Below are 12756 nucleotides of genomic sequence, written 5' to 3' on the forward strand. Positions count from 1 at the left end.
ATCGACCTTTCAGAGGGGGAGCGCTCCTTTTTCCGGAGTTAACCGAGGGTAACCGCAATTTAGGAGTGATTTGTCCGTTTTGTGACAGTCAGCGCCAGCCGAGCTCGGGGGCGACGTACTTCAGGACGGACGAGATCAGGTGAGCGTTGTAGTCCACGCCGAGCTGGGTGGGCACCGTCAGCAGGAGCGTGTCGGCCGCGGCGATCGCCTCGTCGGCGGCCAGCTCCTTGACGAGCACGTCGGGCTCGGCGGCGTAGGTGCGCCCGAAGATGGCCCTGGTGGTGTCGTCGATGAAGCCGACCTGGTCGGAGCTGGTGCGCTCGTGACCGAAGTAGGCGCGGTCGGTGTCGTCGACGATCGGCATGATCGAGCGGCTCACCGACACCCGCGGCTCGCCCTCGTGACCGGCCTCCCGCCACGCCTCCCGGTAGGCCGCGATCTGCTCGGCCTGCTGCACGTGGAACGGCTTGCCGTTCTCGTCGTCCTTGAGCGTGGAGCTCATCAGGTGCATGCCCAGCCCGGCGGCCCACTTGGCGGTGGCGTTCGAGCCGGAGCCCCACCAGATCCGCCGCCGCAGCCCCTCCGAGTGCGGCTCCAGGCGCAGCAGGCCGGGCGGGTTGGGGAACATCGGCCGCGGGTTCGGCTGGGCGAACCCCTCGCCCTCCAGCACCTTGAGGAAGACCTCGGCGTGCCGGCGCGCCATGTCCGCGTCGGTCTCGCCCTCGGCGGGCTGATAGCCGAAGTAGCGCCAGCCGTCGATCACCTGCTCGGGCGATCCCCGGCTGATGCCGAGCTGGAGCCGCCCGCCCGCGATCAGGTCGGCCGCGCCCGCGTCCTCGGCCATGTAGAGCGGGTTCTCGTACCGCATGTCGATGACGCCCGTGCCGATCTCGATCCGGCTGGTCCGCGCGCCGACGGCGGCCAGCAGCGGGAACGGGCTGGCGAGCTGCCGGGCGAAGTGGTGCACGCGGAAGTAGGCGCCGTCGGCCCCGAGCTCCTCCGCGGCCACGGCCAGCTCGATCGACTGCACCAAGGTGTCGGAGGCGCTGCGCACCTTCGAGTACGGCGACGACGACCAGTGACCGAAACTCAGGAAACCGATTTTCTTCATACGCGCTTCAACATTCCTCACGTCAAAGACATTCCGGGGGCAGGCGCGAGATTCCTCACGTCAAGGACATTCCGGGGGCAGGTCGATGGAAGCGGGGCCTGGCCTGCGGGCGCGAGGCTGGCACACACATCTCACCTCAAGGAGTACCTTCATGCCGGCTGTCGTGATCGTCGTGGTGGCGGTCTTCTTCCTCGGGATGGGCCTGTACGGGCTGCTCGCTCCCGCCGCGCTGATCAGGCCGTTCGGGATCGCCGCCGACACCGCCGAGGCCCGGACCGAGATCCGCGCCGTGTACGGAGGCTTCGGCGTGGCCGTCGCGGGCCTCCTGATCGCGGCGGCGGCCGACACCGGAGGGATCCGGACGGGCGTGGCCGTGACCGTCGCCGCGGCCCTGCTCGGCATGGCCTCCGGACGGCTGGTGGCGCGGATGGTCGAGCGGCCCTCGGCGTTCTATCCCTCCTGGCTCTACTTCTGGGTGGAGGCCGCCGGGGGCGGGGCGCTGCTGGCCGTCGCCTGATGAGCGTCCAGGCACCGGATCGCCGGGCGGCCGGCGAACAGGGCGCTCGGGGGCAGGCCGAACATCGCGTGGAACGCGGTGCTGAAGTGCGACGGGCTGGCGAAGGCGCCGTCGGCCGCGGCCCGCGTGAGGTTCTCCCCCGCGGCCAGCGCGCGGGCCGCCCGGTGCATCTGCGCCCACAGGCGGAACCTCCGGTAGGACGTTCCCGTACGATCCCGGAACAGCCGCAGGAAACGCGACTCCGACAGCCCGAGTTCGGCGGCCAGCAGCGCGGCGGGCAGCGGCTCGGCGGAGCCCAGCAGGCGGCGCATCGCGGCGTCGATCCGGGGGTCGGTGAGCGACGGCGCCTCATGTCCGGTGGCCTCGGCCGTCCAGGCGGCGATCTGCTCGTCCGGGCTGTCCACGGAGATGGCGGCCGCTCCGGCCAGCAGGCTTTCTTCGGCCTCGTGCCCGGTCATGACGCCGTCGCCTGGGGTGAACCCGGCCCGATCCGCACCCGAGCCCGGGGCGAACCCGGCCCGGCACGCCCGGCCCTCGGCCGAGCCCGCGCCGCCGTCGCTTGTGGTGAACCTGGCCCGGCATGCCCGGTCCGCGGGCGAGCCCGGGTCGAGGTAGAGGAAGACCATGCGGTCGCCGCCCGCGACCAGGTGGTGCCGGACCCGGGGCGGGATGAGCGCCGTCCGCGCCCGCAGCTCGGCGCCGGACGCGCACCGTACGGAGAAAGGCGCGTCCACGCCGACGGCCACGCACGCCACCGCGCCGGAGTGCGGGCCCAGCCGCAGGGACGGCCCCGCGTACAGGGCGCGGCCCGGCCAGAGCCACACCGCCGCCGTGCCGCGACGGGTTCGTGAAAGCGCCGGCATCGGGGCCTCCAGCAGGCTTTACGGGGTCGGAACGTTCTTGGAGGATACGGTGCGCTCGTTCACCCGCAAGATCGGCACGGCGCTGTTCGGCGCCGTGGGGCTGCTCAACCTCGCCCCGGGCCTCGTCGCGCTGCTGCCGTCGAGACTGGACACCTATGGCGTGGTGGCCGCCGACGCCACCAGCACGCTGCTGCTACGGCACCGGGCGGTGATGCTCGCGCTGCTCGGCGCGGCGCTGCTGGCCGCCGCCGTCGTGCCGAATCTGCGGATGCCGGTGCTGGCGGGGGCCGCGATCGGCAAGGTGTCGTTCATTCTGCTGGTGTTCACCGGCAGCGGCGTCCACCCGAATCTGACCCCGGTAGCGCTGGCGGACGTGGGGGCGCTGGTCGCGCTGGCCGTAGCGGGCGTCATCACCATCCGGACCCGGGTAAGGCCTTCTTTAGTGATTGCACGGAAACACAAGGAAGATGCGCGACTCGTACCGGAATAGGGTGATTTATAGGTACATCACACTGCCCGAACCGCTGAATCCCGGATGGCGGCGCACGGGCGTGAACCGCGCCCGCAAGCCCCGCCCGGCGGAGGGAGCCGGTCATGACCAATCCACCGCACGCACGCCCACAACAGGCGTCGCGGAACCAGATCCCCACTCAAGCCCGTCAGGAAGCGCCGGCGGCACCCGTACAGCCGACTGCGGAACAGCCCCGGCCGACCGGCTGGCTCGGCTGGGTACTGTTCGCCGGCATCGGCATGATGATCCTCGGCTGCTTCCAGGCGTTCATGGGCCTGGTTGCGATCTTCAACACGGACTTCTTCCTCGTCACCGCCAGCGGCCTGGCGGTTCCCGTCAACTACACCGCCTGGGGCTGGGTCCACCTGGTGCTGGGCGTCGTCGTCTTCCTCGCCGGCGCCGCCGTCATGGCCGGCAAGACCTGGGGCCGGGTGGTCGGCATCTGCCTGGCGGCGCTGCAGGCGCTGGTCAACTTCGCCTACCTGCCCGCCTACCCGATCTGGTCGGCGATCGTCATCGCGGTCGACGTCCTCGTCATCTACGCCCTGGCCGTCCACGGCAGGGAGATGAAGGCGTTCACCGCCGGCGACCTGTAGCCGCCTGATCACGACGGCCTGGAGCTCTGTTCCGGGCCGTCGTGTGTGTGCAGGACCCGGAAGCGCTGGGGCCTGGCGGGGGTCCCGGTCGGCTATGTGGATCGGCGCTCCGGCCCACTGCCAGACGCCTTCCGTACGGGAGAACCGGATCTGCCCGCGCGTGCCCTCGACCTCCGGCCACGACGCCGCGATGTGGGGGCCATGGGAACGCAGCACGGCCGTGTCATACCCCTCGAAGGCGACGAACGAGGGCTCCTCGCCCAGCCGTTCACGCAGAGCCGTCTCGACACGGACGCCGCGCGGGCCGAGGCGCTCGGACAGGTAGCGCAGGAACGGAATCCCGGCGCCATCGCCGCCCAGGGACGCCACCCATCCCGCGAACTCCGGCTGTCCGGCCGGAGCACCGATCATCACATCCGGGAGGCGCCGGTCGCGGCGGACGGCCTGGACGATCGGCACCGCCGGCTCCGGGTAACCGGTCAGGAGAAGCAGGGCCGTCGCGCGGCTCTCGGCGATCTCGTCGCAAAGGTCCGTGAGGGCGTCTGCCACCGCCGGGAACGCGCGAGTCCGTGGGGGCGCCTTCGGTGACTGCGCCACCGCGGGGAACACGCCCGTCCGTGAGCGCGACCTCGGTGACCGTGCCGCCGCGAGGGACGAGGTGGTCGCGCAGGATACGGGTCCCGGACGCCCAGGTCTCGATCTGTTGGGCACCGTCCCCGAGGACGCCGGCTTTCCCGTACGCGCTGCTGTCCGGCGACCGCGGTCACGACCGCTCGATCGTCTCCTGCTACCTGCCGGCCCCGACCTCACCTGGCTCGCCGCCAAGGTCGCCGCCGGCGTCCTCACCGCAGAGATCTCCTGGCGCGGCCCCTGGGACAAGGCCCCCAAAGCGATGGACGCCCTCCTGAACCGGCGGCTCCACGGCAAGGCCGTCCTGGACATCACCTGACGCCCACCTTGGCCATGAACCAGTCGAGCACCGCGACGACCACGTCGAACACGGCGACGCTCGCCAGCTGACTGTTCTTGATGGAGGGGTACAGCTCCAGCTTGGCGACGGGAATGTCGATGCCGGGCGCGTCGTTGAGGCGCCGGCGGAGCTCCTCCCGCAGTGCGGGATCGTCGAACGGCTCGCGGTTACGCAGCAGCCCGAAGGGGATCTCGGTGGTCTTGGCGTAGAAGCGGACGGCGTACAGGGACTGTCCGCCGGCCTTGACGATCGGCGCGCAGGAGGCGGCGGCGGAGGTCCCGTACTGGAGCTCGCCGCCCCGCGAGCGCCAGTGCTCCAGCAGCCGCTGAACCGCCCCGGCAGCCTGCGGCCCGCTCTGCTCGTTGAGCTGATGCAGGAAACGCTCTTGCAGCGCCGTCGACGCCTGCGGCGAAGGGGGCTCATCGCCGCAGGCCTCTGTCGCGGCCAGGTCCGCGGTGATGGGCAGGCCGAGCAGCTCGGCCATCTCACGGACGCTGATGTGCTGGTCCGGGGAGGCGCGTCCGGCCTCGTCGAAGACGAGCCCCTCCGCTTTCAGGACCTCGTGTACGTTTCGACCGTCGTCGGGGCCGACCCAGCGGAAACCGTCGGACACCTGCCCCGACCTGGTGAGGACCCGGTGCGCGTTGAGCACCGGGACGCTCGCCAGATGCACCCCGACGGGCACCGGATGGGAGCCGATCAGCTCGGCGAGGTCCGAGTACGAGGTCCAGGTGGCGGCAGGCAGAGCGGCCAGGGCGCTGTGCAGTTGTGTCCAGTCGCGGGAGGCGGCGCTGCCCCTGCCTGACTCCTCGGGACCGGGCCAGAGGGCGATCGCCCGGTCCGCGAGGCGGTCGGATCGGGCCAGGATCTCGGTCTTCCCCCAGCGGTAACAGGCGGCGATCTCCTGGTTCATCACCAGCCCGCTCTGGCTCAGCCGTTCGCGCTTGGCGGCGAAGGAGTTGTTGCTCAGCTCGGAGTTGTAGCCGCTGAGCGTGAGGTTGCCCAGGGTGTGCACGAGCTGGCGATGCAGCAGGTCGGCGTCGTCGCCCTCCTCGGAGAGTTCGCTCAGCCAGTCGGCGGTCATGGACTGCGGCAGGACGTGCTCGATGGTGATGCGCTTGTCGGCGAGGTCCACCCGCTCCTTGCTGCCCAGCGACTCCTCGATGCGCCGCAGGACCAGCTTCTGCTGGACCGTCCGCCCCTGCCAGTAGAAGGCGCGGCTGCGGATCTCCTCCCGCAGCTGCTCGTCGGAGGGCCAGTACAGCCTGGCGGGCGACAGCGCGGCCCGGATCGCCCGCGGCACCTCCTCTTCCGCCACCAGCTGGGTGGCGAGCCGCTGGAAGATGCGGTTGAGGTTGCTCGTGGTGACCCCGGCGATCAGGCGGCGGACGAGGAAACTCTCGACGTACGCCAGCGCCTCCTCCACCTCCTCGTCGCCGACGCAGTCGTCCTCCCGCAGTTCCAGCAGCCGCATCACCACGGGATAAGCGGTCGACGCCTGCCACTCTCTGAGGAAACGCAGCCGCCCGGCGAACGGCAGGTCGTCGGCGGGAGAGAGGATCTGCTTGAGATGCCGGGCACGCCGGTACAGGTCGCGGGCGTACTCCTCGATGCGGTGCTCGTCCCCGGACAGCGCCAGGAGCAGCTGCTGGTGGCCGCGGTAGACGGCGTTGTACTGGGCCTCGCCGCCTTCCTTCAGGACCAGCACTAGGTACATCAGCTGTTCCATGGCCTTGGCGTCCAGCAGGTCCTGGATCGGCTTCCAGTACTCGTCGTAGACGTGCCGGCCCCGGGTGGGCAGGCACATGAAAAGGTAGTTGCGGATCAGATCCACCTGGCTGAGCCGCATGCCCGTATTGTTGATCGACTCGAAGATGCGGAACGCGTTGTCGTCCTTTTCTACGAGGATCTGTACGAGGTTGAGCCGGTCCAGCAGCACCGACTCCACACGGTCGATGTCGTGGGGGTCGGCGGGATCGTCGAAGTCCTTCAGCACTCCGCGGAAGAACTGGTAGGCGTTGCCGATCAGGCTGTCCGACTTACCCTCCAGCGTGCCGTCCACGCACGCCTTGAAAGCGGCCCGGTCCGCCTGGGTGGGCAGAAGCCGGTAACGCAGTTCCCCCTGCTGGAATTTGTTGATCAAATGCAGCTCGTTGATTCGTTCCCGAGCCCTGGGATCCTCGGCCACCAGGTGGTCCCTGATCGCGCAGAGGGCGAGCATCAGGGTGGTGAGACGCTGCTGTCCGTCCACGACGATCCACTGGGACCGGCTCGGCGCGAGTTCCGGCCCCGGGGCGAGGACCACGGATCCCAGAAAGTGGCTGGGCGCGTCTTCCCGCTGCGAGGCCAGCACGTCGACCTGGGCGGTGATGTCGGCCCACAGCTGGGTGAGCTGCGGACGTTCCCAGGTGTATTGACGCTGGTAAAGAGGGACCATTAATTGCTGGTCGCCCTGAATGAGCTTGCGGAGGGTGGTTTCGTTCGCCTTCATACCATTCCGTTCGTCACCCGAGCTTTCAAGACCTACAAGTTAGGACCTCCGCCGGGCAGCCGCAATCAAAGGCTCTCAACTACCTATTCATAAACGACAGACGAAAGTCTTTCGTACTAAAAATCGATATGTTCGGCAAACACCCCAGGACTGGTGCAGGGGTTGGCCGGGGGACCATGATCGTGTTTTCTGGAGGTCCCCCGACCCCTGAGGATCAGCCGATGCGCCAGCCCCGAGTCGTCCTGTCCGTGCTCGCCGCGTTCTTCGCCGCCGTGCTCCTGCTGCCCGCCGGTCCCGCCGGCGCGGTGGCGGACCCGCCGTTACCCTCGGCGGTCTTCCGGGCCACGCACAACAGCTACTCCGGCGACCTGGACGGCACCAGGGGTTCGATCGTCCGCCAGCTCGACCAGGGCGTCCGGTTCATCGAGCTCGACATCCACGACAACGGGTACGCGGCCAACCGCGACTACTCGATCGGCCACGACTCCCCCGGCGACCTCGTGGACCACGCCGGGAACCCCGCCTCGAACCTGCTGCGCGACTGGCTCACCGTGATCGACACCTGGGCCGCGGAGCATCCCGCCGCGGCGCCCATCACCGTCGCGCTCGACGTCAAGGACGACCTGACCGACAACACCTCGTACGCCGCCGGCAACCTGGCCGCGCTCAACGACACGCTCACCGGCGTGTTCGGCGACAAGCTGCTGCGCGCCTCGGACTACCCGGCCACCCCGCCGACCGTGGGCGAGCTGCGCGGCCGCGTCCTCGCGGTGCTGTCCGGCGACGCCAGGACCCGTACGCTCTACAAGCGCGACGCCGGCAGCAGCCCCGCCGTCGCGATGAACGGCCGGGGCCAGGTCGTCGAGGTGCACGGCTCGGGCTCGGGCCACCTCTGGTACTGGAGCGGCAGGTACGAGCCGGACGGCACGGTGACCTGGCTGCGTCACGGCCGCTACGACTCGGGTGTGACCCCGGCGGTGGCGCTCAACGACCACGGCGACGTGGTCGAGGTCCACCAGTCGCAGAGCGCGACCACGCTGTGGTACCGCACCGGGAAGCTCGCCGGCGACGGGGAGATCACCTGGTCGCCGAGCCGCAGGTACGACAGCGGCGTGCTGCCCACGATCCGGTTCACCGACGCTTCGGGCACCCGGCTGCGGGAGATCCACCGCAGCCAGAGCAACAGCCAGAACTGGACCTGGACCGGCACGCTCGACCGCGCCGCCCGCACGGTCGCCTGGACGGGCAACGCCAAGACCGCCGACTCCCGCTACGACAGGTCCACCGCGGTCAGCGGCGCCTCCCGGGTGCATGTCTGGGCCGGCGCCGACGGCCCGGCCCCGGCCCAGACCCTCCGGGTGGACACCGCCACGCGCTCCGGCGACCGCATCCGCTACCAGCAGGTCGCCTTCACCGAGTTCCAGCGGGGCGACAGCGCGGAGCTCCAGCAGGACGCGCTGTTCTACGCCGCCCCGGCCACGCAGTCGTCGTTCATCACCGCGGCACGGCAGGCGGGGCGGATCGTCCGGGGCTGGAACTTCAACGCCGCCTCTCAGGCGACCCGCCCGCTGGCCGGTTTCCCGGCCACCGACCACCCGCACGCCGCCTGGTACGAGAACCTCCTCATCCAGGGCGGCGCCGTCCGGTGACCGTCATCGACGGCGACGTCGCCGGCTCCGCGCGGATCAGGTACATCACCTAGTCGTTACGCAGCCCGAGCGCCTCCGCGGCGGACTCCAGCGCGGCCAGGTGCCCGTCGACCGAGCCGAGCCCGGCCCCCATGGTGTTGACCGCGAGGTGGGTGGCCCCGGCCTCGCGCCACCGGCCGGCCAGCTCGGCCAGAGCCTCCTGGCTGCCCGTCCAGCCGACCCGCCCTTCCATGCCGAGCGAACCGGGATCGCGGCCCGCCTCGACGGCGGCGCCCTCGACGATCGCCTTGGCCTCCTCCAGCTCCGGGCCCGGGGACACCTGCGGGAACCAGCCGTCGCCCAGCCGCCCGGCGCGGCGGTAGGCCCGGGGCGACTGGGCGCCGAACCAGACCGGGATCGGCCGCTGCACCGGCAGCGGGGCCAGCCCGGCTCCGGTCACCCTGTCGAAGGCGCCCTCGAAGGTGATCGACGGCTCGGTCCAGAGCCTGCGCAAGAGCCCGACCTGCTCCTCCATCCGGCTGCCCCGGGTGCCGAAGTCCTGGCCGAGCGCTTCGTACTCGACCTGGTTCCACCCGAGCCCCACGCCCAGCCGCAGCCGGCCCTCACTGAGCAGGTCGACCTCGGCGGCCTGCTTGGCCACCAGGGCCGTCTGGCGCTGGGGCAGGATGATGATGGCGGTGACGAGTTCGAGCGAGGTCAGCGCGGCGAGGTAGCCGAACAGGACCATCGGCTCGTGGAACGTGCTGCTCACGTCGTACGGGCCGCGCCAGCCCCGGTGCACCTCCGGGTCGGCGCCGACGACGTGGTCGTAGGCCATCACGTGCCGGTAGCCGAGCGCCTCGGCCGCCTGCCCGTAGGCGCGCACCGCGCCCGCGTCCGCCCCGATCTCGGTCTGGGGAAAGACGACACCGATCCGCATTCCTGGCCTCCGCGCTCATATCCAGCCGAACTCGCCGATTATCATCGCCCGGCCTCGCCCGGGCTGACCGCGAGGGACTGTCAAATATGGGTCATCCCCACCGACATAGGATGTCCGCGTGGATCTTGAGGACCTCGCCGCCCGGCTCGGCGTACCCGCCGAAGACGTCGCACGCGTGCACCGGCTCGCCGGTGACCGGCCGTCCGCCCCGCTGCCCGCCAAGTCCGAGGCGCCCGCACTCCTCGACCGGCTCGCGGTGCCGCCGGACGACGCCGCCGAGATCATGGCGGGCTGGCCCGACCCCGGCTCTCCGCTGTGGACTCCGGAGCTGCTCTGGCTGCTCGACCGCTCGATCGCGCTGGTCCGCGCCGACCTCGGGGGTTCCGTGTGGCTGCCGCCCGGCCCGGAGCTGCCGCGCGATCGCGGCCTGGCCTGGCGTCATCTGTACGTGTACGCGTACCTGGCCTTGATCGGCCCCGTCCGGACGTACCACCGCGACCACGGCGTCCCCGACGCCGTGTCGTGGGCCACGCTCGCGGACCTGGGCCGCAACCTCGCGGTCGACCGGCGCATGCGCGGCGAGGGCTGGCCGGTCATGCAGAGCTGGCTGACCCTGCACGTGCGCGGCGGCCTGTACGAGCTGGGCCGGTTACAGCACCACCGCGGCGACGGCGTCATCGACCTGCACATCCCCGAGTCGGGTCCGCTGACCCCGGAGGCGGTCGACGCCTCGCTCGACCAGGCCCGCGCGTTCTTCCCGCGCTGCTTTCCCGCCGAGCGCTACACGGCGTTCGCCTGCGGCTCGTGGCTGCTCGACCCGCAGCTGCGGGAGTATCTGCCTGAAGACTCCAACATCGTACGGTTCCAGCAGAGGTTCGAGCTGGAGCCCTACGAGCAGCCGGAAGGGCTGGACCCCGACGTGGAGGCGCTGCGGTTCGTGTTCCGCAGCCTGACCACGCCGCTCGACCGGCTGCCGCGCGGCACCGTGCTCCAGCGCGCGATCATCGACCACCTGAAGGCGGGCGGCCACTGGCACTGGCGCCGCGGCCGCTTCCCCCTGTAGGGCCCCTACAGCAGCTCGGTCAGGGCCGTGATCATGGCGATCAGCGCGATCGGCCCCAGCACGGCCACCGACATGGTGAGCGCCCGATGGCCGGGCAGCAGCCGCGCCAGCGTCCGCGAGGCCGCCTGCCGTACCGTCCCCGCGCCCGGCAGCACGAACAGCCCCAGCGTGAACACGCTCGCCGCCAGCGGCTCCACATGCCTGGTGCCCAGCCGGCCGGTCGAGTGCAGCAGGGCCGCGGCGGTGACGCCGAGCGCCAGCGCCAGCACCACGTGCCCGAGCGTGACGAGCACGACCCTGGACAACGTCCGCCGGTTCTCCCCCAGGAAGTACGCCCCGGCGCGCAACGCCAGCGACAGCGCCGCCACCGTCAGGCCGACCGCCACCGGCTTGACGACGGTCAGCGCCATCAGCGTCACCAGGATCAGCACGCCGCAGAAGTCGCTGCCGGCCACGAACCGCCGCAGGTCGAAAGGCTCCCTCGGCGCCGCCGGAGGCCCGGGAGGCTCCGGCAGCTCGGCCCGGACGGTCGGCGCGACCGGGACCGGCGGCAGCGGGGCGCGCATGACGCGCGTGCGCCCGGCGGCCGGATCGAGCGCGTCGGCCAGCCGCAGCAGCTCCCGCGCGGTGGGCCGCGCCGCCGGATCGACCCGCAGCGCACGGCTCAGCCAGTCGCGCAGCCACACCGGCGCCTCGTCGATCCGCGCCCGCCCCTCCAGCGTGTTGAAACAGACCGCCTCGAACGTGCCCGCCCCGAACGGCGACAGGCCCGTCGCGGCGAAGAACACCGTCGAGGCCAGGGAGTGGACGTCGGCCGCTTGGGTGATCCGCGAATCCCGGATGACCTCCGGCGCCAGGTAGCCGGGCGTGCCCACGAACATCCCGGACTGCGTCAGCCGGGTCGCGTTCACCAGGTGGGCGATGCCGAAGTCGATGACCAGCGGCTCATCCCCCACCAGCATGACGTTGGACGGCTTGAGATCGCGGTGGATCACGCCCGCGTCGTGGATGTCGACCAGCGCCTGGCACAGCTTGCGGGCGACCGCCACGACCTCACGGGGCTTGAGCGGGCCCCGCTCCCGCACGGTCGCCTCCAGCGTCCGGCCCGGGGCGAACCGGGTGACGATGTACGGCCTGGAACCGGTGAGCTCCGCGTCGAGCATCTCGGCCACGTACCGGCTGCGCACCCGGCGCATGCTCTCCACCTCGCGGGCCAGCCGGTCGCGCGCCTTGAGGTCGGCCGCCACGTGCGGGTGCAGCACCTTGACCGCGACCTCACGGCCGGCGCCGTCGAGCCCGAGGTGGACGACCCCCATGCCGCCCTCGCCGATCTTCTCGATCAGCCGGTACGGGCCCAGTTGCTCGTGCGTCCGCGTGCTCATCCCCGACGTCTTCCTCCTCGCTCCGGTTCTGCCTAGGACAGTAAGCGAATACCGAAGCGAACGCGCCGGGGTCAGCCGACCTTCCTGGCCGTCAGCCGCTCTCGTCCGCCCGGGCGATGAGGTTGCCGGTGAGTCGCCGCAGCAGTGTCCTGGTCTGCGCCAGTTCCTCCTCGGTCAGCCCCATCGCGGCTTCCAGGCGGGGGACGATGTCGTCGGCCTGCCGGCGCAGGGCCAGGCCCTCCTCGGTGAGCGATACCTCGACCAGCCGCTCGTCGTCGGCGCGGCGCCGCCGTACGACCAGCCCGTTCGCCTCCAGGCGCTTCAGCAGCGGGGTCAGCGTCCCGTAGTCGAGATGGAGTCTGGCGCACAGGCTCTTGACCAAGGACGGGCCGTCCTCGCAGAGCGCGACCAGCACCAGATACTGCGGGTAGGTCAGGCCGAGCTTGTCGAGCAGCGGCCGGTAGGCGCACATCACCGCCCGCTGCGCGGAGTACAGGTCGAAGCACATGAGCTCGTTCAGGCCCAGGAACTCCTCCTCCTGAGCCTCGACTTCGGCGGTGCGGGTGACTGACATGGGCCCTGCTCTCTGCTGAAACCTTCGCCTCACCGGTCTGTCGAGCCATCCTACCTCTTCCAAAGCTCGAAAGTTAATCGTACAAAACTAGCTTGCGCACAAGGCAATCG

Annotated in this window: 13 protein-coding genes; 7 read left to right on the forward strand and 6 right to left on the reverse strand. The window is 70.8% G+C overall.

What is annotated here, in order from left to right; genetic code table 11:
• Window positions 1-88 precede the first annotated feature (88 nt).
• Complete coding sequence (locus AB0J42_RS15735) at window positions 89-1111, reverse strand: LLM class flavin-dependent oxidoreductase (protein WP_364294178.1); 1023 nt, start codon at window positions 1109-1111, stop codon at window positions 89-91.
• A gap of 151 nt (window positions 1112-1262) precedes the next feature.
• On the opposite strand from AB0J42_RS15735, the gene AB0J42_RS15740 reads away from it, so the two are divergent.
• Complete coding sequence (locus AB0J42_RS15740) at window positions 1263-1628, forward strand: DUF4345 family protein (RefSeq protein WP_364294181.1); 366 nt, start codon at window positions 1263-1265, stop codon at window positions 1626-1628.
• Here the strand turns inward: AB0J42_RS15740 and AB0J42_RS15745 are convergent.
• Window positions 1577-2491: a helix-turn-helix domain-containing protein gene (locus AB0J42_RS15745; RefSeq protein WP_364294184.1), complete on the reverse strand. Its 915-nt coding sequence runs from the start codon at window positions 2489-2491 to the stop codon at window positions 1577-1579. The two genes, AB0J42_RS15740 and AB0J42_RS15745, sit on opposite strands and share 52 nt — an antisense overlap.
• A 49-nt stretch (window positions 2492-2540) precedes the next feature.
• On the opposite strand from AB0J42_RS15745, the gene AB0J42_RS15750 reads away from it, so the two are divergent.
• The 4 genes from AB0J42_RS15750 (at window position 2541) to AB0J42_RS15765 (ending at window position 4547) form a co-directional block, all read left to right on the forward strand.
• Entirely contained in the window at window positions 2541-2981 is a 441-nt protein-coding gene (locus AB0J42_RS15750; RefSeq protein WP_364294187.1) for a hypothetical protein, read from the forward strand.
• Window positions 2982-3085: 104 nt separating this feature from the next.
• Window positions 3086-3598: a hypothetical protein gene (locus AB0J42_RS15755; protein ID WP_364294190.1), complete on the forward strand. Its 513-nt coding sequence runs from the start codon at window positions 3086-3088 to the stop codon at window positions 3596-3598.
• A gap of 201 nt (window positions 3599-3799) precedes the next feature.
• Window positions 3800-4186, forward strand: a complete 387-nt coding sequence (locus AB0J42_RS15760; RefSeq protein WP_364294193.1) for a hypothetical protein — start codon at window positions 3800-3802, stop codon at window positions 4184-4186.
• Window positions 4187-4301: 115 nt separating this feature from the next.
• The gene (locus AB0J42_RS15765) at window positions 4302-4547 is read left to right on the forward strand and encodes a hypothetical protein (RefSeq protein WP_364294196.1); all 246 of its coding nucleotides are present in this window, start codon (window positions 4302-4304) and stop codon (window positions 4545-4547) included.
• Here AB0J42_RS15765 and AB0J42_RS15770 read toward each other — a convergent pair.
• Entirely contained in the window at window positions 4540-7059 is a 2520-nt protein-coding gene (locus tag AB0J42_RS15770) for a DUF262 domain-containing protein (protein WP_364294199.1), read from the reverse strand. The genes AB0J42_RS15765 and AB0J42_RS15770 overlap by 8 nt on opposite strands.
• A gap of 221 nt (window positions 7060-7280) precedes the next feature.
• Between AB0J42_RS15770 and AB0J42_RS15775 the strand changes: the two genes are divergently transcribed.
• Window positions 7281-8708, forward strand: coding sequence for a hypothetical protein (locus AB0J42_RS15775; protein ID WP_364294202.1), 1428 nt, complete (start codon window positions 7281-7283; stop codon window positions 8706-8708).
• A 49-nt stretch (window positions 8709-8757) separates the two neighbouring features.
• On the opposite strand, the gene AB0J42_RS15780 is transcribed toward AB0J42_RS15775, so the two are convergent.
• Complete coding sequence (locus AB0J42_RS15780) at window positions 8758-9627, reverse strand: LLM class F420-dependent oxidoreductase (RefSeq protein WP_364294205.1); 870 nt, start codon at window positions 9625-9627, stop codon at window positions 8758-8760.
• 118 nt (window positions 9628-9745) lie between these two features.
• On the opposite strand from AB0J42_RS15780, the gene AB0J42_RS15785 reads away from it, so the two are divergent.
• Window positions 9746-10690 carry an acyltransferase domain-containing protein gene (locus tag AB0J42_RS15785; protein WP_364294208.1) on the forward strand — a complete coding sequence of 315 codons (945 nt, stop codon included), beginning with the start codon at window positions 9746-9748 and terminating at the stop codon, window positions 10688-10690.
• 5 nt (window positions 10691-10695) lie between these two features.
• Here the strand turns inward: AB0J42_RS15785 and AB0J42_RS15790 are convergent, their stop codons facing one another.
• Entirely contained in the window at window positions 10696-12072 is a 1377-nt protein-coding gene (locus AB0J42_RS15790; RefSeq protein ID WP_364294211.1) for a serine/threonine-protein kinase, read from the reverse strand.
• 91 nt (window positions 12073-12163) lie between these two features.
• Window positions 12164-12646, reverse strand: a complete 483-nt coding sequence (locus AB0J42_RS15795) for a MarR family transcriptional regulator (protein ID WP_364294214.1) — start codon at window positions 12644-12646, stop codon at window positions 12164-12166.
• Between the last annotated feature and the right edge of the window lie 110 nt (window positions 12647-12756).

The organism is Nonomuraea sp. NPDC049649 (assembly GCF_040675175.1).
Classification (GTDB): domain Bacteria; phylum Actinomycetota; class Actinomycetes; order Streptosporangiales; family Streptosporangiaceae; genus Nonomuraea.